Here is a 14,604-nt window from a genome sequence, read left to right as displayed (position 1 = left end):
ATGGCACGCGTCCTGGTCACCGGCGCCTCCGGCTTCATCGGCGCCTACATCGTGCGCGCATTGGCCGCCGCCGGCATGCCGGTGCGCGCCAGCGGCCGCGACGCTACCAAGCTGGCGGCCTTCGCCAACGATCCGCGCATCGAGGTGGTGTGCGCCGAGCTGTGCCGCGACGACCTGGCGCCGCTGCTGCACGGCTGCGATGCAGTGATCCACTGCGCCGCGCTGTCGGCACCGTGGGCCAGTGCCGAGACCTTCCGCCTGGCCAACGTGGTCGCGACCGAACGCCTGCTCGCCGCCGCGCTGACCGCACGCGTGCGCCGCTTCGTGCACTTCAGTTCGCCGAGCATCTACTTCCGCTTCGCCGATCAATACCAGATCACCGAAGAGTTCACCCCGCCGGCACGCTGGATCGGCGGCTACCCGCAGACCAAGTGGGAGGCCGAGGAAAAGGTGCGCGCCGCCGCGGCGTCCGGGCTGCCGGCGGTGGTGCTGCGCCCGCGCGCGGTGTTCGGCCATGGCGACAACGCGATCGTGCCGCGGCTGCTGGCGGTGGCGCAGCGCGGCTGGTTCCCGCTGATCGACGGCGGCCGCGCGATGATCGACGTGTGCTGTGTGGAGAACGCGGTGGCCGCGGCGTTGGCCGCGCTGCGTGCCGAGCACATCGGCGACGGCCGCGCCTACAACATCAGCAACGGCACACCGATCGCGGTCCGCGACCTGGTGACCGAGCTGTTCGCGGTGCTGCGCCTGCGCGTGCGGCTGCTGCCGGTGCCGCGCGGGCCGGCGCTGGCCCTGGCCACGCTCGGCGAGCAGATCGCGCTGCGTCGGCGCGGCCAACCGGAACCGCGGCTCAGCCGCTACGGCATCGGCGTGCTCGGCTATTCGCAGACGCTGGACATCGGCCGCGCGCGCCGCGAGCTCGGCTATGCGCCGGTGCTGTCGACCGAGGCCGGGCTGGCCGCGCTGGGGCAACGATGAGCGCGCCACGGCTGCGCTGGCGGCTGTACGAGGCCGGCCATTGCACGCATCCGGAACGCGCCACCCGCCGCGGCGCGCCGCTGGCACCATGCCCGTTCCCGGCGCTGGCGGCGCTGCTGCAGCATCCGCAGCACGGCGACCTGTTGTTCGACACCGGCTATTCGCCCCACTTCTTCGACGCCACCGCGCGCTTTCCCGAGCGCCTGTACCGCTGGCTGACCCCCGTGCAGCTGGCACCCGGGCAATCGCTGCGCGAACAGCTCGCACGCGACGGCGTGGAAGCGGACCGCATCGGCTGGATCGTGCTGTCGCATTTCCACGGCGACCATGTCGGCGGCGTCGCCGATTTCCCGCAGGCGCGCCTGGCCTGCGCACAACAGGCCTGGGACGACCTGCAGCGCCGCGGCCGGCTGGCCGCGTTGCGCGAAGGTTTCCTGCCGGCGCTGCTGCACGGCGCGCGCCCACGCATGCACTGGATCGAGGCGCTGCCCGCGGCGATGCCGCCCGCTGCGCTGCGCGACTTCGGCACGCCGCGCGATCTGTTCGGCGACGGCAGCGTGCTGCTGGTGCCGCTGCCCGGGCATGCGCCCGGCCACTACGGCCTGTGGTTCGAGGACGCGCATGGCCCGGTGTTCCTGATCGCCGACGCGGCCTGGTCCAGCGCCGCGCTCGCCGACGGTACGCCGCCGCCGGCGCTGGTCACCCACCTGCTCGGCGAGCACCGCGTGTATCGCGACACCCTGGCGCGGCTGCATGCGCTGCGCCAGGCCGAGCCGGGCTTGCGCCTGGTGCCCTCGCATTGCCGGCAATGGCGACCAGCGCCGGCACCGACGGAGCACACGCATGGCTGAGGCGCCTGGCGTGCTGATCACCGGCGCGCGTGCGCCGGTCGCCCTGGACCTGGCGCGCCGCTTCGCCGCGCAGGGCTGGCGGGTGCACCTGGCCGACAGCGTCGCCAGCCGCATCTCCGGTTGGTCGCGTGCGGTCGCCGCGCATCACCGCGTCGCGCCCGCGCGCGACGCACCGCGCGCCTGGCTGGGCGATCTCAATGGCGTGCTCGCACGCCAGCGCATCGACGTGCTGATGCCGACCTGCGAGGAAGTGTTCTACCTGGCCCGCTACCGCAGCGCGCTGCCGGCGCAGCTGCACCTGCCGCTGCACGACTTCGACACGCTGCGCGCGCTGCACAGCAAGTACGCCTTCATGGAACTGGCGCGCGGCCTGGACAGCGACGTCGAGGTGCCGGACAGCGTGCGCGTGCGCAGCCTGGCGCAGGCACGCGAGTGGGCCGGTACCGCGCCGCTGGTGTTGAAGCCGGAGTTCTCGCGCTTCGGCGTGCATGTGCGCTTGTACCCGCACGGCGTGCCCACCGACGCCACGCCGCTGCCCGACCAGGGCGACTGGGTCGCGCAGCGCTACTGTGAGGGCGAAGAGCGCTGCTCGTATGCACTGGCGCGCGACGGCGTGTTGCTGGCGCATGCGGTGTACCGCCCGCGCTATCGGCTGCGGCGCAGTTCCAGCTACTACTTCGACGCCGCGCCGGATCCGCAGATCGAGCGCTTTACCGCGCAGTTGGTAAAGGCGCTGCGCTTCAGCGGGCAGATCTCCTTCGACTGGATGGTCTCCGCGCAAGGGCGCTGCAGCGTGATCGAATGCAATCCGCGTGCGACCAGCGGCCTGCACCTGTTCGCCGCGACCGATCCGCTGGTGGCGTTGCTGAGCGGCGACGCGGGCCGGGCGCAGGCGCCGCTGCGCCCGGCCGAGGATCGCGCGGCGATGCTGGCCATGCTGATGCTGGGCGTGGCCTTGCCGGCGGCGCTGGGCCAGGGCCGGCTACGGCAGTGGCGCCACGACTACGCGCGCGCCGAGGACGTGCTGGCGCCGCGCGGCGACCGCTGGCCGCTGGCCGGCACGCTGTGCGACCTGGGCAGCCATGCACGGCTGGCGCTGGCGCAGCGCTGCAGTGTGCGCGAGGCCGCTACCCGCGATACCGAATGGGACGGCGAGGCGTTGCCGCCGCCATGAACGCCGGCAGCGCCGACGCCGCGGCCGCCGATTACGCCGCGCAGTTGCAGCGCTTCGCCGCGCTGCATGCCGGCGGCGACGCGCAGCAGTTGGCCGACAACGCGCATGCGCGCATTGAGGTGCTGCAGGCCGGCGCACTGGCAATGCCGGTGACGGTCGGCGAGCGTCACCCGGGCAACGCCTGGGTATGTTCGCCGCGCACCACCTATGCCGACTACGCCGCCGAGGAAGCCGCGCGGCTGTTGCCGGGTGCGCTGGCCGCACCGGTACGCGGCCTGTGCGGCGGCATCGGCGCGTGGCTGGACTGGGCGCGGATCGACCGCGCGGTCACCCTCAACAACTGGCTGCTGTCCACCAACCTGTATCCGCCGCTGCCGCCGGGCGGCCTGCGTACGCTGCTGGACGCCGCACGCGCACGCTGGCCCGACCACGCGCTGTGGTTCCGCTCGCTCAATGCAGTGGACACGCCGCAGTGGCTGCACGCGTTGCAAGCCGAAGGCTTCACCCTGATCGCCAGCCGCCAGGTGTACCTGTACGAGGACTGGCCGCAGCTGCTGCGCCATCGCGACCTGGCCCGCGACCTCAAGCTGGTCGACCGCCGCGATCTGCGGCGCTGCGGCAACGATGCCATCGGCGAGGCCGATTACCCGCGTATCGCCGCGCTGTACGCGCAGCTGTATCTGGAAAAATATTCGCGCTGCAATCCGGCCTACCACGCCAGCTTCCTGCGCGCCTGGCACCGCGCCGGGCTGCTGCGCTTGGACGGCTTCCGCGACGATACCGGGCAGTTGGTCTGCATCACCGGCCTGTTCGGCATCGGCGGCACCGTGACCGCGCCGATCGTCGGCTACGACCTGCGCCTGCCGCAGCGGTTGGCGCTGTACCGCACCCTCACCGCCTGCGGCATCGACCATGCGCGACGGTACGGCCAGCGCCTCAACCAGAGCGCCGGCGCGGCCAGCTTCAAACGCCAGCGCGGCGGCGTGCCGGTCATCGAGTACAGCGCTGTCGATGCGCGTCACCTGCCGTTGCAGCGACGCCAGCCGATCGCCGCGCTCGGCACGCTGACCCGGCGCATCGGCGTCCCGCTGATGCGCCGCTACCGGCTATGAGCGACGCCGCGCCGCGTGTTTTGCATTCCGTAACCGTTTTCAGCGCAAAACGCGTGTGTTCTGCCGAATGCCGGGTACACCCGCTGCCTTATACTTTGCTGCACCTGCAACACCCCATCGCCGCTGCGGCCCGGGACATCTGTGGAATGGATTGCGCACCTGGCCCATGCCGGCACCTTGCTGATCGTCAACGCGTTGCTCGCGGCAGTGTCCTCGGCGATGTTCCTGGCGCTGTTCGTCACCGGCCGCAAGGAACGGCACGCGCGCAGCCTGTTGCTGCTGGCGCTGAGCTACGCCGTCTTCGCTATGGGCTTCGGCATCCTGCTGGCGCCGGCCTGGCATTTCACGGCCGTCTGGATCGCGCCGGCCGGCAACGTCACCCTGGACGTGGCGACCGTATTGACGCTGGTGGCGGTGAACGCCTACCTGCAACGCCCGCTGCTGCAGTGGACGCTGCTGCTGCCGGTCGCGATGCTCTGCGCGCTGGAACTCTACAGCCTGCATTACGCCGGCTACGATCACCGGATCATGGTGATCTTCGGCGGCCTGTTGCGCGGCATCCTGACCGTGGCCACGGCGGTAGCGTTGTGGCGCCATGCCCACAGCATGGTGCGCACCGCGGCGCGCTTCACCGCCGTCTTCCACTTCCTGTGGGCCGGGATGATCGGGCTGCGGATCGCATGGTGGGCCGTCCATCCCGACGTCGGTCTCGGCCAAGACCCGACCACGAATTTCGGCTTGCTGGCGCGCATCGTGCTGACGGCCAGCATCACCCCCGGGTTCCTGTGGATGCTGACCCGCGAAATGAACGCGGAACTGGTCCGGCATGCCTCGCAGGATCCGCTCACCGGGGTGACCAACCGCCGGGTGATGTGGGAGCGCGGCGAAGCGGCGACCTGCGATGCGGCGCGCAAGCAGGGCGCGATCGCCGTGCTGATGATCGACGTGGACCACTTCAAGGCGATCAACGACCGCTTCGGCCATGCCGTCGGCGACCAGGTCCTGATCGCCATCGCGCAGACCCTGTCGCAGCACATCCGCGCGCCCGATCTGCTGGCGCGCATCGGCGGCGAAGAATTCATGGTGCTGGTCCCGCATGGCGACGAAGCCGCGGTACGCGATCTCGCCGAGCGCCTGCGTCGCCGGGTGGAACAGCAGCAGATCGGTCCGGCGCCCGATGCGCCACTGGCATGCACGGTGAGCATCGGCTATTGCCGGTCGGCAGGCGCGCAGGCGCCCTGGCAGACCCTGGTGCTGGCGGCCGACCAGGCGCTGTACGCCGCCAAGCGTGCCGGCCGCAACCGGATCGCCGGCACCACCGTCGCATGATCGCCAGCGGCGAACCACACACACTGCGGGCGCTGCGCGCGGCATGAGCGGCTGGCATCCGTCCCTGTACCGGCAATGGTTCGCCGTCGCGCCCGCCGCGGCGTTGCGACGGCGGCCGCTGGCCGTGTCGGTGATGGACCGGCACGCGGCGATCGCGCGCTGCGCCGATGGCAGCCTGCTGGCGCTGGAAGACCGTTGTCCGCACCGGCACGCGCCGCTGTCGGCCGGCTGCGCCACCGGCGATGGCCTGTCCTGCCCGTATCACGGCTGGCGCTTCGACCGCGCCGGCGCCCTGCGCGAGATCCCTGGGTTGCCGCCCGGGCAGACGCCGCCGGCGGTGCGGGTACGCGCCTTCGCCGCGCGCGAGCACGACGGGCTGATCTGGCTGCGTCCCGATCCCGAGGGCGCGGACGCGCCGTCGCAACTGGTGCAGGCGCTGCAGCCGTCGGCGCGGCGCTTCCTGTGGCGCACGCGCTGGGACGCGCACGTGGTCGATGCGCTGGAGAACTTCCTGGACCCGCTGCACACCCACCTGCTGCATCCGGGACTGGTGCGGCGTGGCGGCGCGCGTACCGCGATGCGCGCGGAACTGCGCCATACCGACGAAGGCTTCCACGTGGACTACCGCGGCGCCGCGGCGCAGAGCGGCTGGCTGTACCGGCTGTTCGAATCGCCGCGGATCCTGGAACGCGCGCATTTCGCCGCCCCCGGCAGCGCGCAGATCGAGTATCGCTACGCGCGCGGCGGCCGCGTGCGGATCAGCCTGCACTTCACCCCGCTCGGCGAACGCAGCACCGACGTCTTCGCCAGCCTGCACGTGGAAGGCCGCTGGGCGCCGGCGTGGGCGGTGCGCCTGCTGGTGTGGCCGCTGCTGCGCCGGGTCGGCGAACAGGACCGGCGCATGCTCGCGCTGCAGTCGCGCAACCTGCAGCGCTACCCGGGCGCGCGCGGCGCCTCCACCGCGCTGGACCTGGTGCGCGAACCGCTACGCCGTTACTGGCAAGGCGACGCTCTACCGACGCCGGGCCGCGGTCACGACGTGGAGATCATGCTGTGACCGCGCCGAGCCGCTGCAGCACGTCCGCCAGCGGGGCCGGACGCCCGAGCAGATAGCCCTGCACGCCGCCGCAGCCGTGCGCGCGCAGCCAGCGCAACTGCGCATCGGTTTCCACGCCCTCGGCGACCACGTCCAGCCCCAGGCAATGGCCCAGGGTCAGCAGCGCCTGGCAGATCGAGGCGTTGCGCGGGTCGCGGTCCACCTCGGCGACGAAGCTGCGGTCGATCTTCAGCGTGTCCAGCGGCAGGTCGCGCAGATGCGCCATGCTGGAGAAACCGGTGCCGACGTCGTCGAGCGCCACGCGCACGCCCAGCGCGCGCAGCTGCCGCAGCACGTCGCCGGCCTGCTGCGGCTGCCGCATCAGGCTGCTCTCGGTCAGCTCCAACTGCAGGCCGTTGGCGGCCAGCCCGGCCTCGGCACAGGCCTGCACCAGGTCGGCGACCAAATCGCCATCGAAGAACTGCAGCGCCGACACGTTCACCGCCACCGGCAGGTCCGGCCATCCGTGGTCGACCAGGTCGCGACGCGCGCGCGCCGCCGCGCGCATCACCCAGCGCCCCAGCGGCAGGATCAACCCGGTGTCCTCGCACAACTGGATGAACGCATCCGGGGCGATGAAGCTGCCGTCGGCCTGCGGCCAGCGGACCAGGGCCTCGAGTTCGCGCGGGGCGCTGCTGCCGGCGTGCATGATCGGCTGGAAATACAGCTCGAATTCCTGGCGCTCGATCGCCTGCTGGAGACGTCCGGCCAGGCGCAGGCGTTCGGCGGTCCGCGCCGCGATGGCCGGGTCGAAGCGCACCAGGCTGCGGCCCTCGGCCTGTGCCGCGTGCGCGGCCTGCGCGGCGCTGCCGATCGCCTCGTGAGCGTCGGCGGCATCGTCCGGACACAGCGCCACGCCGATGTGCGCCTGCAACTGCTGGGCGAACTCACCGCCCTGCACCGGCGCGTACAGCGCCTCCTGCAGCGCCTGCAAGGCCTGTGGCAGCGCAGACGGGTCCAGGATCGCCAGTACGAAGTCCTGCGCCGGCTGATGCGCGCTCAGGCCGAAGCGCTCGCCGAGCGCGTGGATGCGCCCGGCCACCGTGCTGCGCACGGCATCGCCGGCGGCGCGGCCCAGGGTATCGCCGATCAGGGCCAGGCCGCGCACCTGCACGTAGGCGATGGCATAGCCGCCGCGTTGCGCACGCAGGGCATCGGCCAGGGCGTGCGGCTTGAGCAGGCCGGTGCTGAAGTCGTGGCGCGCCAGGTAGGCCAGCTCGCGTTCGTGGGCCACGCGCTCGGTGACGTCCTCGGCCAGGATCAAGCGCGCCGGCACGCCACCGAACTCCAGGTCGGCACTGTGGACGCACACCGACAGCAGGCTGCCGTCCTTGCGCCGGTGGGTCCACACGCTCGGCGCGGCGAAGCCTTCGCGCGGTTTGCGCACGTCCTGCAGCAAGCGTTCGACGTCCTCGGCCGGACGCAGATCGCGCAGATCCATCGCCAGGAATTCGGCGCGGCTGTAGCCGTACTGGCGCACCGCGGCCTGGTTCACTTCCAGGAAGCGCAGGCTGTCCACGGCGAACACCCAGTACGGCAGCGGATTGCGGTCGAACACCAGCCGGAACTGGCGCTCGGCGTCGAGCAGGCGCGCCTGCGCCGCCACCCGGTCGCTGACGTCCTGTACCGCACCGGTCATGCACAGGCCCTTGCGGGTGCGCACCAGCGCGCCGCGCGCGGCCAGCCAGCGCAGGCGCCCATCGGGCAGATGCATGCGGTAGACGGTGTTGTAGTCCGCCCGTCCCTGCGCGGCGTCCTCGTAGAGCTGCGTCACTCGCGCGCGATCCTCGTCGTGGATCCGCTCCAAAAACGCCTCGATCGGCAACTGCATGCGCTGCAGGCCGAACATCGCGCCGGTCGGCTCGGACAGGCGCAGCACGCGCTCGGCGATGTCGATGCGCCAGGTGCCGATGCCGCCCATGCCGTGGGCCAGGCGCAGGTCCTCGTCGCCGCGGCGCAGGCGCTGCAGCAGATGGCGCTGGCGACGCTCGGCGCGGCGCAGGCTGCCGAGCAGATAGGCCAGGCCAAGCAGGTACAGCACATACACCAGCGCCGCCACCGCGGCGAACCCCCACCAGCCGGACAGCGTCTCGCGCAGCCCCACGCCGGCCACCGCCAGCAACGGATACGCGCCGCCACCGCTCAGCGCCAGGACCCGTGGCGTGCCGTCGAAGACATCGCGGCGCACGCCCAGCGCGCCGCCGTGCGGCATCGGCTGCGCCAGCGCGATCGGCAGGCGGGACTGGCCGGCCGCGAGCGGGCGGCTGGCGCCCAGCAGCGCACCCTGCGCGTCGGTCAGGGCGACGATGCCGTCGCGCCCGCTGTCGGTGCCCTGCACGATGCGCTGCAGCGCGGCCACCCGCCATTGCGCCTCGACCCAGCCGTCCGTGCCCCAGGGCACAGCCACCCGCACCACCGCCTCGCCGTCGGCCAGCCGCAGCGGCGGACTCACGCAGACCCGGCCGCCACAGCGCGCACGCTGCATCCACGCACGCAGGTGCGCATCGCCGGCACCGCCGAAGCGGCGTCGCCCCTGCGCATCCAGCAAGGACACGTCGTGCAGTTCCGGGTGCCGCGTCAGCAGGCCCTGCAGCGAGGCGGCGATCAGTTCTGGCGCGCGTCGCGGCGTCTCCGCCAGCAGCGCCTGCGCACTCAGGCCTTCGCCGTGCAGGGCCTGGCCGAGATTGTCCAGTTGCAACTGCAGCAAGCGGTCGGCGCCGGTGGCCAGCGCCAGGCTCTGCCGCTGCGCCGCGGCCAGGCGATTGTGGCGGTCCTGCGCCAGGACCAGCACCAGGCCGGCCGCCAGCACCACCGCCAGCACCAGGCCCCAGGTCGCGATCGCCCGCGACGGCGCGCGCGTGACGCGCCGCAGGCGGTGCCGGAAGCGACGGTCGCGCTTCCTGTCGGCGAGCGGGTGCTGCGGCATCGAGAATTGCAACGGTGCGTAGGTGCTGGTTACAGCGGCCTGGCACCGGCGATCTTGACCGTACGTGATGCGATGCTGCGTTCAGCGACGCAGCTAAACGGTTCAGTCCATCACGGGCCACTGCGCCAGTTGCTGCGTGGTCAAACCGACGCGCCGGCAGGCACGCGCGGCAATGCCGTCGTGCAGCGCGACCCGGAACAGCGGCGCCACTTGCTGCAGCAGCCAGGCCGGCACCGCAGGGCCGGTACGCTGCAGCCGCGCCTGCCGCAGCATGGCGCTGGCCCACGGCGGCAGTAGCGCCGCGCCGGCGCCCAGGAACAATTCGCGCGACAACCCCGGCGCCGGCACCGGCAGGCGCAGGCCGGCCAGCACCGCCAGTACCTCGCGCGAGCGCGCGTCCACCCGCAATTGCGGCCGCTGCCGTTCGAAATAGTCCAACACCGCGGCCTCGCTGGCCGGCACCGCGCGCGCGCCCAGCGCCTCGGCGACGCGCCGTCCCTCGTCGTAGTAGCGGTCGGCGATCGCCGCCGGTACCGCACGGCAGTAGCGGCGGTAGCCCTGCAGAAAACCGTAGGCTTCGGTCACGTGCACCCAGGTCAGCAACGTCGGATCGTCGGCGGCATAGGCGCGCCCGTCGGGCGTGTGGCCACGCACCCGCGTGTGGATCGCGCGAACCCGGGCGATCTGGCGCTGCGCCGCGTCTGTGGGCGCATAACTGGTGGCGGCGACGAATTGCGTGGTGCGACGCAGGCGCCCGACCAGGTCCTCGCGAAAGTTGGAATGGTCGTAGACCCCGGCCAACGCCAGCGGATGCAGGGTCTGCAGCAACAGCGCGCACAGCCCGCCGGCCAGCATGCCGGGAAATTCGGCATGGATGCGCCAGGTGACGCTGTCCGGACCGAACAGGCCGATGTCGCCGAGCGGCTGGTCGTAATCGATGGCATCGCGCTCGCGCGGGAACGCGCCCAACACCCAGCGGCGGATCTGGGTGGTGGCCGGGGCGGAGAGGGTGCGTAACAACGAAGGCATACGCCGATGCTAGCGGAGACGGCGCGAGCGCCGTGCGATGGCGTATGGCGCGCACCGGCCACGCCGCATGTGCGACCGCAGCATGCACTTTGCGTCCGCTGTGCTAGAAAGAAGCTGCCTCAAGATCGCCCGTCGACGTTCCGCATCCGTCACCGCATCTGCAAGGAGCCCGTCATGCTCGCTTTGTTCAAAGGCTTGGGATTGCTGCTCGAGGACAACGCGCTGCACCAGCGCTCGTTTCCCGAACAGGTCGCGCACTGGCAGCACAAGAGCGAATCGCAGATCCGCGAAGAGGTGGCCTTGCTGGCCAAGGCCAAGCAGCAATGGCTGGTCGCCTCGATCATCGGCTGGCAGGCGATCTCGCTGATCCTGCTCGGGGTGATCACCGCGCAGTTGTGGCAGCACGACTACCACCTGACCTTCTCGCGCATCGTCATCGTGGTCACCTCCTGGGTGGCGATCCTGTTCGTGATCTGGTTCATCGCCAACATGTTCGACCGCACCGCCGGCTTCGAGCGCTGGCTCACCGCGTTCAACAGCCGCGAGCCGCTGTCCGCCGATGCCGACACCGTGGAATGCGTGGCCGACGCGCTGAACATGGCGCGCAAGTACCCGGAGATCCTCGCCTACAAGCGCGAGGTGGTGGCCAACCGCGAGCTGCGCCACGAGGACATCCGGATCATGCGCGAGATGGGCCGCATCCGCCTGCATGCCGAACTGGTCGCCTCGCTGATCCAGTTCGAAGGCACGCCGCCCGGCGGCCACCCCGGCGTGTTCCGCGTCGCCGGCTGAAGCTGCCGCACACGCAACCCACGCGCGCCGTCCGCACGACGGCGCGTCGTCGGCCTGGCGCCACACGCGACCGCAGCGCGGCCGCCATGCACGCATGATCGGTCGGCATCCACGCACGCGCCTGCAGCGTGCTCGTCGAGTTCGGCGCTGCAGCGTGGACACGCTGGCAGCGCAACCACGATGCCTGGCCATTTGGCCGGATCCTGCCGGTCCAGCCGACCTCTCACCCGACTCCCCGCCGTGCACGCGTCGCGGCCGCTGCAACGCACGCGCCGGCCATGGGCATTCCCAACGCCCATTTCGCGAAATATAATCATTCTCGATTAGAACTTTCGCCCCCACGGTCTCGATGCCACTGCACCCCCTCTCCTGCGCCTGCCTGCTGGGCATGGCGCTGTCCCTGCCTGCGCACGCCGCCACCGCCGATACCGCCACGGCCGCCGACAGCAGTGCCGATGCCGCACAGGCGACCGCCCTGCCCACGGTGCAGGTGCGCGCCGACGCCCAGAGCGGCTTCCACGCCACCGGACCGGTGCAGGCCGACAAGTCCGACGCGCCACTGGCGCAGACGCCGTTCTCGATCACCGTGGTGCCGCGTGCGCTGCTGGACAGCCAGCAGGCGCTGAGCCTGTCCGACGCGCTGCACAACGTCTCCGGCGTGGTCGCCAACACCTACGGCCGGCGCGGCTGGGACGACCTGATCATCCGCGGCCAGACCGCCTCCGACGCGTTGTTCGTCGACGGCCTGCGCACCGCCGCCAACAACCGCGTGGCCGAGCAACTGTTCGGCGTGCAGCAGGTGGAGGTACTGAAGGGCCCGGCCTCGCTGCTGTATGGGCAGGTGCTGCCGGGCGGCCTGGTCAACCTGATCAGCAAGCGCCCCGGCGCCGACCCGATGCGGCGGGTCGACCTGAGCGTGGGCAGCGATGGCCTGCGCCAGGGCAGCGTCGATTTCAACCAGCCGCTGTCGGCCGACGGCAAGGCGGCCTTGCGCCTCAATGCGCTGGCGATGAACAGCGACGACCCGACCGACCACGTGTACTTCCGCAGCCGCTGGATCGCGCCGTCGTTGTCGCTGGACCTGGGCCCGCGCACCGACTTCGTGCTGCTGACCAGCTACCAGGAACGCGACTACATCCGCCAGCAGGGCCTGCCCTGGGAAGGCAGCGCCGAACCCAACCGCAATGGCAGGATCGACCGCGCGCTGTTCACCGGCGAACCCGGGCAGCGGCCGTACCACAGCCACCAGAGCCGGATCGGCTACGTGCTCGATCACCGCTTCGACAACGGCTGGACCCTGCACCACGCCGCACGCTGGCAGAGTTTCGGCCTGGACGGCTTCCTGATCGCCAACAACGGCCTGGCCGCCGACCTGCGTACCCTGCGTCGCACCGCCACCCAGCAACAGTTCGACGGGCGCACCTGGGTCCAGGACACCTACCTGCAGGGCGGCTTCGCCACCGGCATCTGGCAGCACACCGTCACCGCCGGCCTGGACGCGTTCAAGACCTGGGAATGGAATGTGCAGTCGACCTGCCGCGTCGGCACTCTCGACGTGTATGCGCCGGTCTACGGCAGCGCCGTGATCTGCCCGGCCCGGCCCAACCGCGACAATCTCAGCGTGGTCGCCTCCGGCGGCCTGTACCTGCGCGACCGCATCCAGTTCGCGCCCGACTGGCAGTTGCTGCTGGGCCTGCGCCACGACCGCAGCCGCAACCGCAGCGAGGACCACCTGGCCGGCAGCGACGTGCGCAACGACGCCAGCGCGACCACCGGCTCGGCAGCACTGATGTTCGACGCCGGCGGCGGCCTGCGCCCGTATGCCAGCGTCGCCACCTCGTTCTATCCCAACGTCGGTACCGACGCGCAGGGCGCGCAGTTCGACCCCGAGCGCGGCCGCCAGGTGGAACTGGGCGTCAAGATGGAGGTGGGCAGCGGCACCAGCCTGAGCATGGCGCTGTACGACCTGCGCCGGCGCAACGTGCTGCAGGCCGATCCGTTCAACGACGGCTACAGCATCGCCGTGGGAGAACAGCGCAGCCGCGGCCTGGAACTCAACGCCGCCGCCGACCTGGGCAACGGGCTGAGCCTGTTCGGCGGTTACGCCTACACCGATGCGGTGGTCACCGACGATGGCGGCCAACGCGTCAGCAGCGTGGGCGATCGTCTGAACAACGTGCCGCGGCACAGCGGTTCGCTGTGGCTGCAGTACAGCGCCCACGGCGCGGCCGACGGCTGGAGCGTCAGCGGCGGCGCGCGTGCCGAAGGCGAGAAGACCGCCTACGGCCACCGCATCCCCGGCTACCTGGTATTCGACGCCGGCCTGGGCTACCGCCAGGGCCATTGGCGTTACGCATTGAACCTGAAGAACGCCTTCGACCGCGACTACTACACCGGCGGCCTGCAGCGCGCCGTGGCCCTGGGCGACCCGCGCACGCTGCTGTTCTCGGTGGGCGTGGATTACTGAGCGGGCGGCGTCGCTTCCCCGCCGCGCATGCGTGGTCGCAAGCGCGACCTGCGGCGCATGACCGCGCCGTCGACGCATCATCCCCGCGCCGCCATGCCGTCCTGCCGAAAGGGACGGAGCAGCCTCCTGTGGGAGCGACTGCAGGGCACCTCCAATAACGCACTTTGTCGCGACTCAAGCGAACATGTCGTGTCACCTTCGTAGGAGCGGCTTTAGCCGCGACGGGCTTTCCCGGGAAAGCCCGTCGCGGCTAAAGCCGCTCCTACAGGAGGGCTCGCGTCGTTGTCAGAGGCGCCCTTCAGGCGCGACACATGACGTCATCCGGCAGCCGCTTTGCACACGCTGTCGGGACTGAAGCCCCTCCCACAACAGCCGCGATCATCCGGACATCGCCAGATGCCGCGGCAGATCATGTCGGCCAGCCACACGCCATCGCCCCTCAATCGCGCCCGCACGCAGATGCGGAGGCATCCGACACCACGCACTGCCGGAAATCGCGCTGCAGCCCGGCGATCTCGCGGCGCTGGCCGACCGTCAGATCGAAGGCCTGCAGCACGCGCGGACTGCAGGCAGCGCCGTCGCTACCATGCGCCGCCTGCGATGCCGTGCAGGCGGCGTAGACCTGGTAGTGGCAGCGTCCGCTGTGGCTGTCGATGCAGCGGAACGTGGCCAGGCCGCCGCGGTAGGTGGTCCGACTGAACAGCAGCGGCACGCCGCGTTCGCTGGCCTGCACCACCGTCTCGCGGCTGGCGCCGACGGACAGGTCGAGATCGGCATGTCCGTGGCAGCCGAACAGGCCGAGCAGGCACGACCACAGCAAGGAGAGCAGGCGCATGCGGAGATTCCTTGT

The 14,604-nt window shown here is 71.3% G+C and carries 11 protein-coding genes; 8 read left to right on the top strand and 3 right to left on the bottom strand.

The features are described 5' to 3' along the window. From FHR66_RS00405 to FHR66_RS00380, 6 genes are all read left to right on the top strand, one after another. Nucleotides 1–978, top strand: a complete 978-nt coding sequence (locus FHR66_RS00405) for an NAD-dependent epimerase/dehydratase family protein (protein WP_160968172.1) — start codon at nt 1–3, stop codon at nt 976–978. Then, nucleotides 975–1,829, top strand: coding sequence for an MBL fold metallo-hydrolase (locus FHR66_RS00400; RefSeq protein ID WP_160968174.1), 855 nt, complete (start codon nt 975–977; stop codon nt 1,827–1,829). Before FHR66_RS00405 ends, FHR66_RS00400 begins: the two co-directional genes overlap by 4 nt. Next, nucleotides 1,822–3,003, top strand: coding sequence for an ATP-grasp domain-containing protein (locus FHR66_RS00395; RefSeq protein WP_160968176.1), 1,182 nt, complete (start codon nt 1,822–1,824; stop codon nt 3,001–3,003). The genes FHR66_RS00400 and FHR66_RS00395 overlap by 8 nt, the downstream gene beginning before the upstream one ends. Continuing rightward, complete coding sequence (locus tag FHR66_RS00390) at nt 3,000–4,115, top strand: hypothetical protein (RefSeq protein WP_160968178.1); 1,116 nt, start codon at nt 3,000–3,002, stop codon at nt 4,113–4,115. Before FHR66_RS00395 ends, FHR66_RS00390 begins: the two co-directional genes overlap by 4 nt. 141 nt (nt 4,116–4,256) lie before the next feature. Next, a complete protein-coding gene (locus FHR66_RS00385; protein ID WP_160968180.1) occupies nt 4,257–5,444 on the top strand; it encodes a diguanylate cyclase in 1,188 nt (395 codons plus the stop codon). Between the two features lie 43 nt (nt 5,445–5,487). Next, nucleotides 5,488–6,501 carry a Rieske 2Fe-2S domain-containing protein gene (locus tag FHR66_RS00380; protein ID WP_160968182.1) on the top strand — a complete coding sequence of 338 codons (1,014 nt, stop codon included), beginning with the start codon at nt 5,488–5,490 and terminating at the stop codon, nt 6,499–6,501. On the opposite strand, the gene FHR66_RS00375 is transcribed toward FHR66_RS00380, so the two are convergent. Beyond that, nucleotides 6,491–9,466 carry a bifunctional diguanylate cyclase/phosphodiesterase gene (locus FHR66_RS00375; protein ID WP_167087266.1) on the bottom strand — a complete coding sequence of 992 codons (2,976 nt, stop codon included), beginning with the start codon at nt 9,464–9,466 and terminating at the stop codon, nt 6,491–6,493. The two genes, FHR66_RS00380 and FHR66_RS00375, sit on opposite strands and share 11 nt — an antisense overlap. Nucleotides 9,467–9,568: 102 nt before the next feature. After that, complete coding sequence (locus tag FHR66_RS00370) at nt 9,569–10,495, bottom strand: oxygenase MpaB family protein (RefSeq protein WP_160968184.1); 927 nt, start codon at nt 10,493–10,495, stop codon at nt 9,569–9,571. 174 nt (nt 10,496–10,669) lie between these two features. On the opposite strand from FHR66_RS00370, the gene FHR66_RS00365 reads away from it, so the two are divergent. Both FHR66_RS00365 and FHR66_RS00360 read left to right on the top strand, forming a co-directional pair. Continuing rightward, nucleotides 10,670–11,287, top strand: coding sequence for a hypothetical protein (locus tag FHR66_RS00365; protein WP_160968186.1), 618 nt, complete (start codon nt 10,670–10,672; stop codon nt 11,285–11,287). Nucleotides 11,288–11,636: 349 nt separating this feature from the next. Further along, nucleotides 11,637–13,754 carry a TonB-dependent receptor gene (locus tag FHR66_RS00360; protein ID WP_160968188.1) on the top strand — a complete coding sequence of 706 codons (2,118 nt, stop codon included), beginning with the start codon at nt 11,637–11,639 and terminating at the stop codon, nt 13,752–13,754. Between the two features lie 439 nt (nt 13,755–14,193). On the opposite strand, the gene FHR66_RS00355 is transcribed toward FHR66_RS00360, so the two are convergent. After that, nucleotides 14,194–14,589 (bottom strand): hypothetical protein, encoded by a 396-nt coding sequence (locus FHR66_RS00355; RefSeq protein ID WP_160968190.1) that lies wholly within the window; start codon nt 14,587–14,589, stop codon nt 14,194–14,196. Between the last annotated feature and the right edge of the window lie 15 nt (nt 14,590–14,604).

The organism is Xanthomonas sp. F4, from assembly GCF_011761895.1.
This window is presented reverse-complemented; position numbering and strand designations above follow the sequence as displayed.